The sequence below is a fragment of the Psychrobacillus sp. Z3-81 genome (assembly GCF_056620325.1).
Genome location: NZ_JBWQPU010000003.1, coordinates 300484 through 315340 on the forward strand (window position 1 = coordinate 300484; position 14857 = coordinate 315340).

Genomic DNA, 14857 nt, shown 5'->3' on the forward strand with positions numbered 1-14857 from the left:
TGGTATCCATTTATTCATGACGAATAAAAGATCTTATTTATCCTCCTTAAGTTGTTCCACATTAAAAGGATCAAAGGACAGCAGGAAATCTTTATATTGTACCACAATCCCATATCGTTGCTTATAGACCTCTAGCGCTTCCTTTAGATAGTGGGACGTAATTTCTAAATGGACGCAGATCTCCTCTACATTCGTCAATCCCAGCTCATAGCATTCAATTAGGTGGTCAAATGATACAATTTTCTCAAAGCCCCATCTTCTTGCGACCTGTTCCAGCTTGCGATTGTGTAAATTGTCTAGGTCTGTAATGTCTCCAACAGTGGTCTCGTAATGTCCTAATTCTTCTGCAAGAATGCAATGCTTCTCATAAATGCTTTGGAATTTATTGATTTCAATATTTTGATCGTAATATAGTCCTGATAATCCCTTAGGCAAATCTTTTTCCACGATTCGGATGTGTGGGTATTGAGTTATTAGTTTTTCATAGCTCATTCACGGTCACTCCTTTACTTTCTTTGTGACTTGATAAATGCGATATATTTTTTTATGTCATTTAGCTCTTCCTCTGTCACGTCCTCATCGATATGCGCTGCAATCGTTTGGATTGTTTCTTCTTTTTTATGTTCCAAAGGAGGAAAGAATTCACTTACGGAAACCTCTAATAGCTTAGCTAGCTCATATAACACTTCTTGATTGGCCTTTCTTTCTCCTTTTTCATATCGAGAGATCGTTTGTTTCGTCGTATGTAATTTTTCAGCTAATTCCTCCTGGTTCAAATTCCTTAGTAAACGCCATTTTTTTATTTGCTCCCCCACAAAATTACTTAGCTCCATTATTGCAGAAGGCCTCCTTTTCAGTTTTTTAACCAGTATAACTTAATAGTCACCATATTGGAAACATAATTTTCGAATAATTCAAATTAACCATTTACTTATAACCATAGTGGTGATAATATTAGCTAAAAATAGAACATATGTTTTTATTTAGTCACCATTTCGGAAAAGGGGGAAAGGGGTTTGAAAGTAACTAATTATATAGTTAGTAGATGGGTTTTAGAGAAGGGGTTAACGGAGCACAAGATTGCATTTGTTATCAAGAGATAGGGGTATGAAGAATATAGAAAGGTGAGACAGCAGAATACCAAGCCGATATATAGCCGTTACTCGAAAAGCTTGCTAAACAGTATGTTTAAGAAATGGTTATAGAAAGGGGGACAAGCACTTGCGAGAAAAAGAGTTACATGATCTGGATCAAGGCGTTTATTTAATAAAAGAAGGGGATTGCAAGAAAATTGAAAGCCCGTCAAATGGATTTGGAAAACAAATCATCACCTGGCAAAATGGAAAGCCAACACTGGTAGAGGTTCAATCTACGAAAAGAATATAACGTTACTGGAACAACCAGGACACACGGACTTTTATAGTCGTGTGTCCTTTTTATTTTAAAGGAGGGAAGCAGATGCAAATAAATACAATGCAAACGAAAAAGGCCGCAGAGAAAATGTTAGGGGAATACCGCAGATACCTGCTACAGGCAACACTTGATCAAATGCCAAAGCTGACATCCACTTATTCACTTGTTCCTCCGTCGGGAAGCTTTACTCGAAACTCCTCCACTGAAAAAGCAGCTATTGCAAATGTAGATTATGAACGAAGAAGAGAAGAGGTGATGGAACTAGTCATACATGCAGTGAACAAGCTAAACGAACGTGAGCGATCCATTATCGCCATGAAGTATCTTGGGGAGGAAGAAATATTCGACTACGAGGTATATACAGAGCTGAATCTTTCCCACCGACACTATTACCGTATTAAGTCGCAGGCCTTGCAGAAGATGGGGATTGCTATGGGAATAGCGGTTTATGCGGGAGAGGCAATGTGAAAGAGATTGGTGTGAGGTTAGTGGGGCGGTTGAAGGGAGTTAAGTGCGATTAACAACATAATATAGATATCTAGTAAAAGTGAAGGTAACAGCCCTTATGATTCTTCATCTTGATATGATTATAAGGGCTTTCTGACTTTTTACGTTTAGGTTCTCCGCTGTGTCTCGAATTCATCAATATAAAGTATCTATGTGTTGATGCAACAATAAAAAAGAGACAACAATTCATATAAGAATTGTGTCTCTGACTCTGTTATTTATGTTAACAACTCTTCTTCCTTTATAAACAGTTTATTTAACAGTTTATAAATCAATAGAAAAGTGATAATAAAAATACCGAAATCAACTGCGAATAATAACAGATTAAATTCATCTTTAAACACATTATAATGAAAATCGATCAAATCAAATAGTAAATTTGTAATGATATACGTAAGTATAACTGTTATAAAAGTGACTGTTCCTTTTTTCAAAATACCACCCCCTAAAATTGGAGATAGTTATCATTTTCGCTTCCTCACTGCAACCAATGGGTGATTATTGACATAATAATCATAGGCTATATAAGTGCACAAGTGAAACTCTCTCTTGATAACAATATTTTAACATAATTTAATAATTATTTGCATTATTTTGAGTTTTATCTTTGATAATACTTTTGAATATGACTTGGAAAAGCAAATGATACTTTTTCGTGTCTCAACGTCCTCTAAGTTAGGACCCATTGATTATCTTAGACATGATGCGTGTATATTGCAGAAGCTGTGATTGCAATGGGGATAGATGTTTTCAAGAAGGAGGCAATGTGAAAGAGAGTGGGGTTAGGTTAATGGGTGCAGTTGATGGTGAGAAAATTGCGATTAACAACTATAAGCGAACGAGACAAAACAAGTGAAAAGCCATCCATCTTTAAGGTAAGCCACAGCCGATCGCTTGCATGTACCGTTGCAACGTCTTACCAATTTCTCTCATCTTCTAGTAATCACCGACGCTGCTACGAGCTAATTATTGATTATAACAAGATTCCAAATGAATTTGAAAGAAAGCCCCGTTACTTTATAAAATGTACTTAATTTTTACCCCATCCACATCGCCCAAACAAAAATTGACCATAGAGAAATCGTAAAAGCAATCAGGATAGATATACCTAGGAAAGCTGATTGCTTGATAATAGCTAAAAATACCGATACAAGAATATATAATCCAATGCTAGTAAAAGTTATGACAGTTATAGCTGTCGCTAACTTAATTGTTGGAAACTGTTCATGCAAATAATAAGATATACTTTGAGCAAAGATGCCTAAGAAAGTTGCAATTATCAGAAGTGTTATAGTCACATAATGAAATTTCCCTTTCATTACTAGTCCTCCTTTTTCTCTCACAATCTTAGCTCTTTTTAATAGCCCCAGTCTTCCACTCGCCATTTATCAGCTTTGCTATCTCTTATCAGTATCCAGTTCCAATCCGTATAAGTAGTATTTGGATTGAACCCTTTTTCTGCACCAGTAGAATCAACATGAAAGTTCGAGAACAAGACAATAATATTTTCTTTCTTTACAGTACTTTCAGAACCACTGCCAGAACGAAGATAGCCTTCAATCACTTCATTTGACTCTTCTTCCGAGTACCATAATTTAGTCATCTCGGATCCATTAAATTCCCTAAATTTTTTCTTTACAGCCTTTATTGCCTTATTTATTTCGTCTTCGGTAAACTTGTCAGATTCCTCGATGCTAACTGCAACAGTATCCATTTTACCACCTTGAATATTAGAAATAAGAAAAAACGCTATTAGTATGAAGCAAAGGGAAATTAGAATTTTCATTTTAGCCATAGCTAGCTCCTCTTTTGATTAAAATATTAAAATATTTCTCAACATACTTCTATCTAGAAACCGCCAAGGGTAAGTACTATTCGACGCTTAACTAGGACGCTTTGATAATCTTATAAACGTGATGCGTGGATATAGCAGATGCTGGGATCAGAACGATACCTATGAATAGTAGTGATAAAAGGTCCGTGAAAGTATTCCATGGGATATATCGATTGAAGATAAATTGAAAAATGTTAAAGTAAATAACAAAAAATACAACCGTCAAAAATAAGTAAACAAGTCTTTCCATGTTCCTCTCCACCTCACATAAACTCACTTTAACATAACTTGATATTTATGGAAATAAAAGATAGCTTCTTGAGTTGGATTAGGGGAAGTGCACGCAGAATCATGAGTAAACACTAAGCAGCCGAGCCTAGTCGCCAGCTATGCACAAGTAAAGAGGTGGATTGCGTAAGTAACAGGAGACAAGAAGGAACTGCCATTTTATCGGTGTCTTAGGCCATGCATTTGAGCAAACAAAATTGGTCATCTTGTTTCAGTGATGCTCGTGTCGAGGATTTAGTCACGTTCATTCCTGGTTTAGTCGCTTTCGCTCAGTGGTTAGTCACGTTCATTGCAAATTTAGTCGCTTTCACTCCGGAATTAGTCGCTCTCATTACCGATTTAGTCACTAATCGGAAATTTACTGGAAATAACTTATCGCCCCATTCGTTTTAGATAGCTCTAGATTGGCAATAAACTGGTAACACTTGCGGTTAGTCCTTCCTTACTTGCGGTCGCCAGCGTATTACATGCGTTTCCAGATCGGTTACATGCGAAATCGTGACCTTTACTTGCGATAAGAGTCAGTTTACTAGCGTTTGTCAACATATTGGTTCAGGTTAGTGTTAAATCCGATTGATAACCCCACTATTGCTTCTAAAGTATGTATCCTTTTCCCAGAAAATCTTCTATATAACTAGTAAAGGGGGATGGCACAATCATGGCATCATTTCCTCCAAATCTTATGTTTTAATATAAACTAGGAAGAATAAAACAACAGCAGCTGGCCTGGCACAATGATGGCACTAATTATCGTGTTTTATATGATTTACTAGTAAGTAAGAAAAAGTGGATAGTAGAAAGAAACGTCTCCCCAAGGAGGCGTTTTTTTATTCCCAAAATGAGGAGGAGCGAAATGGAAGCATTTATTGGGATGAGTTGCACGGTGCTTGGGTTGGTCATTGGCTTTTTGACCTTTGGGCGTTCTCGAGATAAGGAGTTGAGAGAGGAAGCTGAAAGAAAGGCGGTAATGGAAACAAAGCTAGATACGATCAGCAAGGGTATTGAGCAGCTGCAGGAGACAATCAAGGAACTGGAAAAGGAGATAGATGTGTTAACGGAGCAGGTGATTCGTATGGAGGAGGCCATCAAGCAGAGTCAGCAAAAGAAGGCAGATGTTATTTTACAGGAGGTGAGTCCGATATGAGGATAAATTGGAGGGTTCGGTTTCAAAACCGCTTGTGGGTCACAGGTTTTCTAGCGCAGTTGCTCATTCTTCTTGAGCTACTGTTAATCGGTGGCCAAGCAATGGGGTGGACGGAATTTCAACTGACGGACGAAGTGCAAAATTGGATACTTGCCGTTGTCAACACGGCTCTTGGTATCTTATCTACGCTTGGCATTATCCAGGATCCAACAACCTCTACACTTGCGGACAGCAAGCGAGCATTGAACTATAAAAAGCCTAACTAAGCTACCTGCTTAAGGTGGCTTTTTCTTATGACATGAAAGGGGGTGATTCCCATGGAGTAGCTAAAGGTAGTAGACGTGGAATAAACAAAAAAACAAAAAAAGAGGAGTGTTTATTATGGTAAAAATTTTTATTGATCCAGGTCACGGTGGTTCGGATCCAGGTGCAACAGGTAACGGGTTACAGGAGAAAAACCTGACCCTCCAAATTGCGAAAAGAGTTCGAGATATTTTAGTGGGAGAATATAATAATGTCAACGTATTGATGAGTAGGACAGGGGATACCTTTCCCTCATTGGTGGACCGAACAAACCAAGCAAATGCATGGGGAGCAGATTTCTTCCTATCTATCCATATTAATGCAGGTGGGGGAACAGGCTATGAGGATTACATTTATCCGGGCAGCGGCGCCCCGACTACTACGTATCAAACAAATATCCATTCAGAGGTCATGAAGCTCGTGAATTTTACGGATCGTGGAAAGAAAACAGCGAATTTCCATGTGCTACGAGAGTCTAATATGCCAGCGATGCTAACTGAAAATGGCTTTATCGATAATTCAAATGATGCAGCAAAGCTAAAAACCACCTCTTTCATCGAATCGCTGGCACGTGGTCATGCAAATGGACTGGTGAAATGCTTTAACCTGCAGAAGAAAAGCTCAGCGGTGTATCATACGGTTGTCAGCGGAGACACGGTGTACTCACTGAGCCAGCGTTATGATAGCACAGCGCAACAAATAAGAGACTGGAACGGACTGGATGCCAACTACACAATCTATGTTGGACAAGTATTACGAGTGAAATAAAAGAGGAAACCCCTATCTGCATATTGCGGATAGGGGATTTTTTTATTTCTTCCCTTGCATAATAAAATACAAAAACCAGACAGCGTGGTTCTGCTCATCAGCGGCAGCTTGGTTGAAAGCATCCTTAATCACAGGATCGGGTGTACTTCTAGCGATTTCATGATAAAAATCAACCGTTTTTTGTTCATCTAAAAATGCTGCATGCAGACCAGAAAGAAATTGGTCCGGACATTTTTCCGTTCGCTTTGGGGTATGCTGTTTTCCTGTAATGGCTTGATACAAATAAGAAAAAGTCTGGAAATGGCGTATCTCATCTTTCCGAATATCTTCAATCTGCTTTTTGATGTTACGATTATCCGTTTGACCAGCTAGCTTTTCGTAGCAATGAATAGCCGTGTATTCACCATCAATTGCCTTCATAAGATTTGCAATTAAAGTATCTGGTGCATACTGAGTAAATTGATTTGTCAATTTCCTATCACCTCTATCGGTAAAATATGCATTTAGTAGGCGTATGGTTATTTGTCCAGTGAAAAAAGGGCCGATTAGCCCCTTTTAGTAAACCCCGTATTTTTCTATCAGTGCTTCCATTTGACGGCTGAATTCGCGGTCCATTTTTCTAACCTCAGCAAGAATTTCATTTGCCTTGGTGATTTTCGTATAATCTCCTGTATATACTGCATCCATTACCTCACTAAACGCAAGATGCTGCTTGTTCATTGCATCGATAAGCATTTCATGTAAAAGGATTGTTTCCTCGTTGGGTGGTAGGATTGCTTCTAGCTCTTCGATTAATACCATATTCCAAGGTAGTATTTCTATAGCGATAAGGTCAGCAAAATCATAGTCCGTAATTGTTTGATTCGCAGAAGCCTCTCGAATCTCATCCCATCTTCCGCCTAGCTCAGCGATTTGTAAATATGCATTACGTACTTGATCGACATAAACCTGCACTTGCTCCTTATCTTGTAGGATAGTGTCCATTGGAGCTTCTGTTTGAGTTTCCTCTTCCGTGTTCGTACCCTCATCGACAACTGTTTCCTCTTCTTCAACCTTTTCTTCTACTGCTTCTTTTTCTTCTTCTACAACTACTTCCTCTTTCGACTCTTCTTTCTTATCCTCAGACTTGTCGAACAATCCGCAGCCGGCTAATCCGAAAATAAGGGGCAGCGTTAGCACTATGAACCATTTTTTCATTTACACTTCTCCTTCTGAACATTTTTGGTGCCCGAAAGACACAGCTTTTTTTACTATATTCAAGAAGTAAGCGGTTGGTACGGATTATGTCTAATAAAGCCTTATCTGTATCCAGCAAGAAACTGCAAACATGGTCACCATTTGGACTCGAGTAAGGATAGCTTTCACCAAAAAATGGATCCAAGAAGGAAGGAATACTTTTATTGCCTAAAAGTCAGATTTTTTCTACCTTGTCTTCTTCCATTTCAAAGGTAATTAAAAATTTTTATTTTGCATGTTTAGAGTTGAAAAAGGGGGGGTATAGTTAACAGGTCCTTCAGCTAATAAGAAAGTTCTAGATGGAGGCTTTGAACCAGTAATAAATAGTGAGTTCTTAAATGGACTATTTGCTTATTAGACGTGTTCGAGGAGTGGAAAAATGAATAATATAGAAGAAATAATTAAGAAGATAAATGAGAACATGGAGAAGTTAGACATACTAGCTACCAAAAAAATGATGGAGGATTACATGCTTCAGCTGGATCGAAGAAGACACCATCTTGTAGCTTCAGCAAGAGAGCTTTACGATTCGATGAAACAGCAAAAGGAGAGTGGATTGCCACCACTAACTCGAAACGAAGTAAGCATTCTTTATACGATTAATATATACTCCTCCAAATTCGATATTCGAGGTATAAGAGCAGTGATAAAAGCGCATCCTGAGTTATGGGTACGTGATGATATCGAACATTATTTCAATGAGGATGCAAAAATTCTTTTACAAGGGATGAATGTTATCCCTAGAATACAGAAAAAACAAACCCCCCTTAGCTCGTAAGCAAGGGGGGTTCTACGGTCTAAACAAAATGTCCACTTTTTGTTTAGACGTGATATCGGCTCTTTTAGAATCTTACTTTGTTAGTCATGAGATGTCAATGAAAATCATTGAATATGACGGTAGACCCCAACCACTTTCCCTAAAATAGAAACCTGATTCACAATAATTGGATCCATAGAAGAGTTTTCAGGCTGAAGACGGAAATAACTCTTTTCTTTGAAGAAACGTTTTACAGTAGCTTCGTCATCCTCCGTCATAGCAACTACTATATCTCCATTATTGGCAGATTGCTGTTGCTTGACAACAACATAGTCTCCATTTAAGATTCCAGCTTCCATCATACTGTCTCCCATAATTTCTAGCATGAATAGGTGGTCTTCTGATGTCCCAAAGGTCTCAGGAAGAGGAAAAAATTCTTCAATATTTTCAATAGCGGTGATAGGTAGACCAGCAGTTACTTTCCCTACTAATGGAACATGAACAACTCCTTGTCTCTCCACAGGTGCTTCTAGACCATCTAATATTTCAATAGCACGTGGCTTCGTTGGATCTCTTCTAATTAATCCTTTGCTCTCTAGTCTAGCTAAATGTCCATGCACAGTAGAGCTAGAAGCTAGTCCAACCGCTTCACCAATTTCACGTACGGATGGTGGATAACCTTTTTTACGTACTTCCTCTTTTATAAATGCAAGAATATCTTCCTGTCTTTTGGACGCTTTCTTCAATGAATTCACCTCTTTAAGTATTAATCCAACCTTATATTATTTTCTTAATAGTAGTATACCAGTATCATTGTCGAAATGCAAACATAGGTTCTAATTGTTGTTGACAAAAACAAATGTTCGCATTATGATAATAACATACATACCGAACAAGCATTCTGTTTATGGAGGGACTTTTATGATTACTTGGATTAAAAACAATTATTTTATAGCACTTTTCTTTGTTCTTAGCTTATCTTTCATTAGCTTATTTAGCCTTTCTCAAGCTGTTCATGGCGATGAGGAAAAGGTTATTACAATAAAACAGGGTGACAATCTTTGGAGCCTAGCAAATAAATATGCATCTAATCAGCCGAAAACTGACTGGATTGACACTGTGATTCACTTAAATCAGCTACAGGATTCAAACATTAAAACTGGACAGGTGCTAAAAGTGCCTGGTGAAAAAGATTACGATGATTACCTTCTTATAAAAAATACAGAGATTGCGGGTTCTGAACAATGAAATCTGTTATCTATTGTCGTGTAAGCACCGACAAATCAACCCAGGAGACTTCTTTAATTAGACAAGAAGAAGAGCTAAGAGATTTTGCCGAGAGCAAAGGCTTTCAAGTGGAACAAGTATTCCTAGACCAGCATAGTGGCTATGATGTGGAACGAGAAGGTCTTTTAGAAATGCTTAGCTATATAAAAGAGCATGAAATTACGGCAGTGTTCGTTCAAGACGAAACAAGAATTGGTCGAGGAAATGGTCGTATGGCCGTGCTCCATCTTTTGCAAAAGACCAATACCACTGTATACACCTTGCAAGATAAAGGAGTCATTAATTTAAATGAAATGGATTCCATGCTATTAGAAATCCTGGCTCTTGTGGAGGAGTATCAACGCAAAATTCATAATGCGAAGATTAAACGTGGTATGAAAAAGGCGATATCAAATGGCTATCGACCGGAGAAAAATTTAAAAACAAGAGGAAATCCAGAGGGAAGAGATAGAATTGATATCCCTATTGAAGAGATTGTTCGCCTGAGAAATGCAAATATGACCTACGAAGAAATAGCTTCCACTTTAAACGGCCTAGGTTTTTCGATTAGTAAAGCCACCGTTCATAGGAGATACAAAGAATATGAAGAAGCACACAGAGAGTAATAACTTGCACTCTGTGTGTTTTTTTCATACCTTTATATAAGGGATAATGGAAAGGATGAAAGATATGTTAAGTAAAGAAAAACTAGCAAGAATCAGTCAGCTATCTAAAAAGTCCAAAACGGTTGGACTTTCGATAGAAGAAGCGAAGGAGCAAAGTGCGCTTCGTAAGGAATATTTAGAGACTTTTCGTGCAACCATGCGTGATACAATAGAAAGCGTGAAGGTTATTGATCCAGAAGGCAATGATATTACGCCTGAGAAAGTCAAAAAGGCTAAGAAAGATAAATTTCTGAATTAATGAATCATTGCATAAATCATTGATAAACCTGAAATAGTTGGTAAACTAAAGCTGTAGAAAAAAATTGATCGAGAGGATGTCATTTAATGTCGTTACAATCTGATTTGTTAGCAATTACTACAATCCGAACTTTATCTATTGATGCAATTGATAAAGCAAATTCTGGTCACCCTGGCTTACCAATGGGGGCAGCACCAATGGCATATACCCTATGGACGAAGCACATGCGCCATAACCCATCTAACCCTAAGTGGTTTAATAGAGACCGCTTCGTTTTATCAGCTGGTCACGGCTCCATGCTTCTTTATAGCTTACTTCACTTGGGTGGATATGGACTGCCAATGGAGGAAATCAAGAATTTCAGACAATGGAATTCCAAAACACCTGGACATCCAGAATTCGGACATACGGTTGGAGTGGAAGCTACAACAGGTCCATTAGGACAAGGAATTGGAATGGCTGTAGGGATGGCAATGGCTGAGGCACATCTAGCAGCAACGTATAACAAGGAAGGCCATGAAGTGGTAGATCATTATACGTATGCTTTATGCGGAGATGGCGATTTAATGGAAGGAGTGGCTGCGGAGGCTATTTCTCTTGCAGGACACTTGAAACTAGACAAGCTAATTGTATTATACGATAGCAACGATATTTCTTTAGATGGCGATCTACACAAATCATTCTCCGAGAATACAGCGAAGCGCTTTGAATCTTATGGCTGGAACCATATTTTTGTAGAAGACGGCAACGACATAGAAGCAATTTCTGCTGCTATTGAACAAGCGAAAGCTCAAAAAGACAAGCCGACGATCATTGAAGTAAAAACAATTATCGGCTATGGATCTCCTAATAGAGCTGGTAAATCCGACGTGCACGGTGCTCCACTTGGAAAAGAAGAAACGCTTTTAGCGAAAAAAGAATATAAGTGGCTATTCGAAGAAGACTTCTATGTACCGGAAGAAGTTTATGAAACATTCAAAAAAGCTTCTGACCGTCTTGGAGTTCAAGAAGAGGCAGCTTGGAATGAAAAATTTGCTGCATACGAAGCTGCTCATCCAGAGCTAGCAAAAACATTGAAACAAGCAATCAGCGGAGAAATGCCAGCAAACTTTGCAGATGCGTTGAAAGTATATGAAGAGGGCACATCAATTGCAACACGCTCGGCTTCTGGTGATGCTATTAACGCAATCGCACAAAACCTACCATCCTTCTTCGGAGGAAGTGCCGACTTAGCAGGCTCCAACAAGACAACAATGAAAAACGTTGGAGATTTCTCCGCAGAAAACTATGCAGGGAAAAATATCTGGTTTGGCGTGCGTGAATTTGCAATGGGAGCAGCATTAAACGGAATGGCACTACACGGCGGTTTACACGTATTCGGTGGAACCTTCTTCGTATTCAGTGACTATGTACGCCCAGCAGTTCGTCTATCTGCTTTAATGGGTCTTCCTGTAACATATGTCTTCACACATGACAGCATTGCGGTAGGGGAAGACGGACCAACTCATGAACCAGTCGAACACCTAGCATCTTTACGAGCAATGCCAGGATTGACAGTTCTACGCCCAGCCGATGCAAATGAAACAGCGGAAGCTTGGAAGCATGCAGTATCTTCTAAAAACAGACCAACTGCATTAGTGCTTTCTAGACAGAACCTACCAATCTTAAAAGGATCTGCTGAAAAAGCGAAAGAAGGAATTGCAAAAGGAGCTTATGTGATTTCACCAGCTAACGGAAATGCAGAAGGTATCTTACTTGCTACTGGATCTGAAGTGAGCCTTGCAGTGGAAGCGCAACAAGTACTTGCTAACGAAGGTATCCAAGTATCTGTAGTGTCCATGCCTTCTTGGGATCTATTCGAACAACAAGATCAAGCATATAAAGACTCTGTATTACCTCCAACAAATAGAAAGCGCCTAGCTATTGAAATGGGTGCATCCCTTGGCTGGCATAAATATACTGGCTTTGAAGGGGACGTAATTGCAATCGATAAATTTGGTGCAAGCGCTCCAGGTGAGATTGTCATGAAGGAATACGGATTCTCTGTTGAAAACGTTGTTTCTAAAATGAAAAACTTACTTCAAAAATAAAGAAGATTGAAAAGCAATTCGAGAGCTTTGAAAAAAGTTCCTCGAATTGCTTTTCATCTGTAATTTATCTATAGTATGCACATAGAATCTATAGTATAATTTTCATTGGTGTCTTGTACACGTAGACAAGAACGTAAAGGAGGAGAAAGCTATGCCAACATGGGGTTGGATAATAATAATCATTGTTGCTTTGATTCTAGGTCTTGTAGGAGGGTTCTTTGGAGCTCGTCAATATATGATGAAATACCTAAAAGATAACCCACCGATCAATGAGCAGATGCTTCGCATGATGATGGCTCAAATGGGTCGTAAACCATCCGAAAAACAAGTAAAACAAATGATGAACCAAATGAATAAAATGCAAGGAAAATAATCTTGCCTAATTACTGCACTCCAGAAGGAAGTGCAGTTTTTTTGTGGAATCAAATGCATATGGAAATAAATGAGAAGAGAGGGAGAAGGGAGGGGTATAAATTGTCAGGCAAGCTGTTGAGTGACGCCTGCGATTGAGGGTTGTAAAAAACCTAGGCTTTAGCAAAAATGTAGTCGCTACTAGATTAGAGCTTGAAAGTCGTAAAAACGGGTTAGAAAGTCGTAAAAATAGAGGCGAAAGTCGTAAAAATAGGGATCAAAGTTGTAAAAGTGAGCTCGCAACTAGATTAGGAGCTTGAAAGTCGTAAAAACGGGTTAGAAAGTCGTAAAAATAGAGGCGAAAGTCGTAAAAATGGGGATTAAAGTCGTAAAAGTGAGCTTGCTTCTTATATTAGGAAATCGATTGTAGCAAAAATGCCCTTGATTGTAACAAAAACAGCGTTCATTGTAGCAGAAATAGGCTTGATTGTAGCAAAACTGAAATCGCTATAGATTAGGAGATTGATTGTAGCAAAAATGCCCTTGATTGTAATAAAAACAGCGTTCATTGTAGCAGAAATAGGCTTGATTGTAGCAAAAATTAAACCGCTACTAGATTAGGAAGGTGATTGTAGCAAAAAGTTCGTTCATTGTAGCAGAAATAACCTTGATTGTAACAAAAATGCCCCTGTCTGTAGCAAAATGAGACCGCAACTAGATTAGGAGCTTGAAACCGCTACATACCACTAAGATTGTTTTATAGATAGTAGCCCGTAGTATCTTAGGGAAAATAGTTTATATCTTACTCGGAGGTGTTCTTATGAAAATAATTCAAAACAGAGTGGATACTGTTTTTATCCATGTGAAAGATTTAAAAAAATCGGTACGTTGGTATTGTGATTTATTTGGTATAGAGGCAATCCCTGCGGAGAAGCTTTCAGGGCACATTTATACATTGAGCATGGGCGAAGGTAGACCGGGTATCACCTTTGATGATCATAGTCAGGATGAGGAATATCATTTTGTCCCGTCTAATCAAGCCCTCATGAATTTTAGTACAGCTGATATCCACAAGGCATATGAGCATGTAAAGGAAATTGGCGGGGAAATTGTAACGGAGATTTTTATACATCCAGATTTAGAGGATTTCTCTTTTAAGGATCCTGACGGTAATATTTTAATGGTTTGCTCTTGTTTTACTTAATCGAGGAAGTCTATTAATTCGGATTGGACCTGAATAAACAAATAGTGAGGAAATGTAGAATGAATTATATAAAAGATATGAGAAAGCTGATAGGACACGAAACTCTCTTGACTGTAGGCTGCGGTATTCTACTAGAAAAGGGGGAGAGTATTTTATTGCAGCATCGAACAGATGAAGATAACTGGTGTATCCCCGGTGGCGTAATGGAACTCGGAGAAACCTTCGAACAAACAGCCACAAGAGGGACATATGAGGAGACAGGACTTAAAATAAATAGATTAGACCTGTTTGGCATCTATTCAGGAGCAAGCTGTTTTGTGGAGTATCCAAATAAAGATAGATGCTATAGTGTGCAAATTATATTCAAGTCAAGTGATCTTGATGGAGAATTAATACAGGAGGGGACAGAAAGCAGAGAGCATAGATTCTTTCAAAAGGACAACTTGCCCGATAACTTAAATCCACGCCAGCGACAGTTTATCAGAGACTGGGCAGATGGGAAGAAGACTCCAATTATTAGCTGACATCAAAACTGAGAATATATAGAGATACCATGACTGAGTAATCGTGGTATTTTTTTATTGGCCTTCTCCAGCTCTAGCACTCAATCTAGATATAAGTCGCCTAGGAGGAACGAATAGTGTCCCCTCTATCGAGCAATACCTCGTCATTACCGAGCGATAGCCCTCCATTTTCGCGCAGTAGAGCCGAGTTACCGAGCAGTAGCCCCACAGCGTCTCTGCTATCGCGCAATACCTCGTCATTACCGAGC

Annotated in this window: 21 protein-coding genes; 13 read left to right on the plus strand and 8 right to left on the minus strand. The window is 38.7% G+C overall.

The window, feature by feature from the left end:
* Positions 1-33 precede the first annotated feature (33 nt).
* Positions 34-492, minus strand: a complete 459-nt coding sequence (locus AC1ECF_RS05475; RefSeq protein WP_480388393.1) for an ImmA/IrrE family metallo-endopeptidase — start codon at positions 490-492, stop codon at positions 34-36.
* Between the two features lie 14 nt (positions 493-506).
* Complete coding sequence (locus AC1ECF_RS05480; RefSeq protein ID WP_480388394.1) at positions 507-833, minus strand: helix-turn-helix domain-containing protein; 327 nt, start codon at positions 831-833, stop codon at positions 507-509.
* 388 nt (positions 834-1221) lie between these two features.
* Between AC1ECF_RS05480 and AC1ECF_RS05485 the strand changes: the two genes are divergently transcribed.
* Positions 1222-1386, plus strand: a complete 165-nt coding sequence (locus AC1ECF_RS05485) for a DUF3954 domain-containing protein (protein WP_480388395.1) — start codon at positions 1222-1224, stop codon at positions 1384-1386.
* Between the two features lie 72 nt (positions 1387-1458).
* Positions 1459-1881: an ArpU family phage packaging/lysis transcriptional regulator gene (locus AC1ECF_RS05490; RefSeq protein ID WP_480388396.1), complete on the plus strand. Its 423-nt coding sequence runs from the start codon at positions 1459-1461 to the stop codon at positions 1879-1881.
* Between the two features lie 1076 nt (positions 1882-2957).
* Here the strand turns inward: AC1ECF_RS05490 and AC1ECF_RS05495 are convergent.
* The 3 genes from AC1ECF_RS05495 to AC1ECF_RS05505 all read right to left on the minus strand — a co-directional run bounded on the left by AC1ECF_RS05495 (position 2958) and on the right by AC1ECF_RS05505 (position 4004).
* Entirely contained in the window at positions 2958-3263 is a 306-nt protein-coding gene (locus tag AC1ECF_RS05495) for a hypothetical protein (RefSeq protein WP_480388397.1), read from the minus strand.
* A gap of 14 nt (positions 3264-3277) precedes the next feature.
* Positions 3278-3715 (minus strand): hypothetical protein, encoded by a 438-nt coding sequence (locus tag AC1ECF_RS05500; RefSeq protein WP_480388398.1) that lies wholly within the window; start codon positions 3713-3715, stop codon positions 3278-3280.
* Positions 3716-3806: 91 nt separating this feature from the next.
* The gene (locus tag AC1ECF_RS05505) at positions 3807-4004 is read right to left on the minus strand and encodes a hypothetical protein (RefSeq protein WP_480388399.1); all 198 of its coding nucleotides are present in this window, start codon (positions 4002-4004) and stop codon (positions 3807-3809) included.
* Between the two features lie 891 nt (positions 4005-4895).
* Between AC1ECF_RS05505 and AC1ECF_RS05510 the strand changes: the two genes are divergently transcribed.
* The 3 genes from AC1ECF_RS05510 (at position 4896) to AC1ECF_RS05520 (ending at position 6257) form a co-directional block, all read left to right on the plus strand.
* Positions 4896-5186, plus strand: a complete 291-nt coding sequence (locus tag AC1ECF_RS05510) for a hypothetical protein (RefSeq protein ID WP_480388400.1) — start codon at positions 4896-4898, stop codon at positions 5184-5186.
* Positions 5183-5452: a phage holin gene (locus tag AC1ECF_RS05515; protein WP_480388401.1), complete on the plus strand. Its 270-nt coding sequence runs from the start codon at positions 5183-5185 to the stop codon at positions 5450-5452. The genes AC1ECF_RS05510 and AC1ECF_RS05515 overlap by 4 nt, the downstream gene beginning before the upstream one ends.
* A 115-nt stretch (positions 5453-5567) precedes the next feature.
* Positions 5568-6257 (plus strand): N-acetylmuramoyl-L-alanine amidase family protein, encoded by a 690-nt coding sequence (locus tag AC1ECF_RS05520; protein WP_480388402.1) that lies wholly within the window; start codon positions 5568-5570, stop codon positions 6255-6257.
* A gap of 42 nt (positions 6258-6299) precedes the next feature.
* Here the strand turns inward: AC1ECF_RS05520 and AC1ECF_RS05525 are convergent, their stop codons facing one another.
* Together AC1ECF_RS05525 and AC1ECF_RS05530 are read right to left on the minus strand one after the other, a co-directional pair.
* Positions 6300-6677 (minus strand): ferritin family protein, encoded by a 378-nt coding sequence (locus AC1ECF_RS05525; protein WP_480388423.1) that lies wholly within the window; start codon positions 6675-6677, stop codon positions 6300-6302.
* A 135-nt stretch (positions 6678-6812) separates the two neighbouring features.
* Complete coding sequence (locus AC1ECF_RS05530) at positions 6813-7454, minus strand: hypothetical protein (protein WP_480388403.1); 642 nt, start codon at positions 7452-7454, stop codon at positions 6813-6815.
* 418 nt (positions 7455-7872) lie between these two features.
* Between AC1ECF_RS05530 and AC1ECF_RS05535 the strand changes: the two genes are divergently transcribed.
* Positions 7873-8271: a hypothetical protein gene (locus tag AC1ECF_RS05535; protein WP_480388404.1), complete on the plus strand. Its 399-nt coding sequence runs from the start codon at positions 7873-7875 to the stop codon at positions 8269-8271.
* Positions 8272-8375: 104 nt separating this feature from the next.
* Here AC1ECF_RS05535 and lexA read toward each other — a convergent pair whose 3' ends face one another.
* Entirely contained in the window at positions 8376-8996 is a 621-nt protein-coding gene (lexA, locus tag AC1ECF_RS05540; RefSeq protein ID WP_480388405.1) for a transcriptional repressor LexA, read from the minus strand.
* A 175-nt stretch (positions 8997-9171) separates the two neighbouring features.
* Here lexA and yneA point away from each other — a divergent pair, with 175 nt between their 5' ends.
* From yneA to AC1ECF_RS05575, 7 genes are all read left to right on the plus strand, one after another.
* Positions 9172-9498, plus strand: a complete 327-nt coding sequence (gene yneA / locus AC1ECF_RS05545; protein WP_480388406.1) for a cell division suppressor protein YneA — start codon at positions 9172-9174, stop codon at positions 9496-9498.
* Complete coding sequence (locus tag AC1ECF_RS05550; RefSeq protein ID WP_480388407.1) at positions 9495-10142, plus strand: YneB family resolvase-like protein; 648 nt, start codon at positions 9495-9497, stop codon at positions 10140-10142. Before yneA ends, AC1ECF_RS05550 begins: the two co-directional genes overlap by 4 nt.
* Positions 10143-10206: 64 nt before the next feature.
* A complete protein-coding gene (locus AC1ECF_RS05555) occupies positions 10207-10440 on the plus strand; it encodes a DUF896 domain-containing protein (protein ID WP_480388408.1) in 234 nt (77 codons plus the stop codon).
* An 86-nt stretch (positions 10441-10526) separates the two neighbouring features.
* On the plus strand, positions 10527-12530 hold the full coding sequence (tkt, locus tag AC1ECF_RS05560; RefSeq protein ID WP_480388409.1) for a transketolase: 2004 nt from the start codon (positions 10527-10529) through the stop codon (positions 12528-12530).
* Between the two features lie 151 nt (positions 12531-12681).
* Entirely contained in the window at positions 12682-12903 is a 222-nt protein-coding gene (locus AC1ECF_RS05565) for a YneF family protein (RefSeq protein ID WP_480388410.1), read from the plus strand.
* Between the two features lie 798 nt (positions 12904-13701).
* A complete protein-coding gene (locus AC1ECF_RS05570; protein ID WP_480388411.1) occupies positions 13702-14085 on the plus strand; it encodes a VOC family protein in 384 nt (127 codons plus the stop codon).
* 59 nt (positions 14086-14144) lie between these two features.
* A complete protein-coding gene (locus tag AC1ECF_RS05575; RefSeq protein ID WP_480388412.1) occupies positions 14145-14609 on the plus strand; it encodes an NUDIX hydrolase in 465 nt (154 codons plus the stop codon).
* Positions 14610-14857 lie beyond the last annotated feature (248 nt).

Coding starts and splice junctions, on each gene's coding strand:
- AC1ECF_RS05475 (WP_480388393.1), bottom strand. CDS start 492: ATGAGCTATGAAAAACTAATAACTCAATACCCACACATCCGAATCGTG.
- AC1ECF_RS05480 (WP_480388394.1), bottom strand. CDS start 833: ATGGAGCTAAGTAATTTTGTGGGGGAGCAAATAAAAAAATGGCGTTTA.
- AC1ECF_RS05490 (WP_480388396.1), top strand. CDS start 1,459: ATGCAAATAAATACAATGCAAACGAAAAAGGCCGCAGAGAAAATGTTA.
- AC1ECF_RS05500 (WP_480388398.1), bottom strand. CDS start 3,715: ATGGCTAAAATGAAAATTCTAATTTCCCTTTGCTTCATACTAATAGCG.
- AC1ECF_RS05505 (WP_480388399.1), bottom strand. CDS start 4,004: ATGGAAAGACTTGTTTACTTATTTTTGACGGTTGTATTTTTTGTTATT.
- AC1ECF_RS05510 (WP_480388400.1), top strand. CDS start 4,896: ATGGAAGCATTTATTGGGATGAGTTGCACGGTGCTTGGGTTGGTCATT.
- AC1ECF_RS05515 (WP_480388401.1), top strand. CDS start 5,183: ATGAGGATAAATTGGAGGGTTCGGTTTCAAAACCGCTTGTGGGTCACA.
- AC1ECF_RS05520 (WP_480388402.1), top strand. CDS start 5,568: ATGGTAAAAATTTTTATTGATCCAGGTCACGGTGGTTCGGATCCAGGT.
- AC1ECF_RS05525 (WP_480388423.1), bottom strand. CDS start 6,677: ATGAAGGCAATTGATGGTGAATACACGGCTATTCATTGCTACGAAAAG.
- AC1ECF_RS05530 (WP_480388403.1), bottom strand. CDS start 7,454: ATGAAAAAATGGTTCATAGTGCTAACGCTGCCCCTTATTTTCGGATTA.
- AC1ECF_RS05535 (WP_480388404.1), top strand. CDS start 7,873: ATGAATAATATAGAAGAAATAATTAAGAAGATAAATGAGAACATGGAG.
- yneA (WP_480388406.1), top strand. CDS start 9,172: ATGATTACTTGGATTAAAAACAATTATTTTATAGCACTTTTCTTTGTT.
- AC1ECF_RS05550 (WP_480388407.1), top strand. CDS start 9,495: ATGAAATCTGTTATCTATTGTCGTGTAAGCACCGACAAATCAACCCAG.
- AC1ECF_RS05555 (WP_480388408.1), top strand. CDS start 10,207: ATGTTAAGTAAAGAAAAACTAGCAAGAATCAGTCAGCTATCTAAAAAG.
- tkt (WP_480388409.1), top strand. CDS start 10,527: ATGTCGTTACAATCTGATTTGTTAGCAATTACTACAATCCGAACTTTA.
- AC1ECF_RS05565 (WP_480388410.1), top strand. CDS start 12,682: ATGCCAACATGGGGTTGGATAATAATAATCATTGTTGCTTTGATTCTA.
- AC1ECF_RS05570 (WP_480388411.1), top strand. CDS start 13,702: ATGAAAATAATTCAAAACAGAGTGGATACTGTTTTTATCCATGTGAAA.
- AC1ECF_RS05575 (WP_480388412.1), top strand. CDS start 14,145: ATGAATTATATAAAAGATATGAGAAAGCTGATAGGACACGAAACTCTC.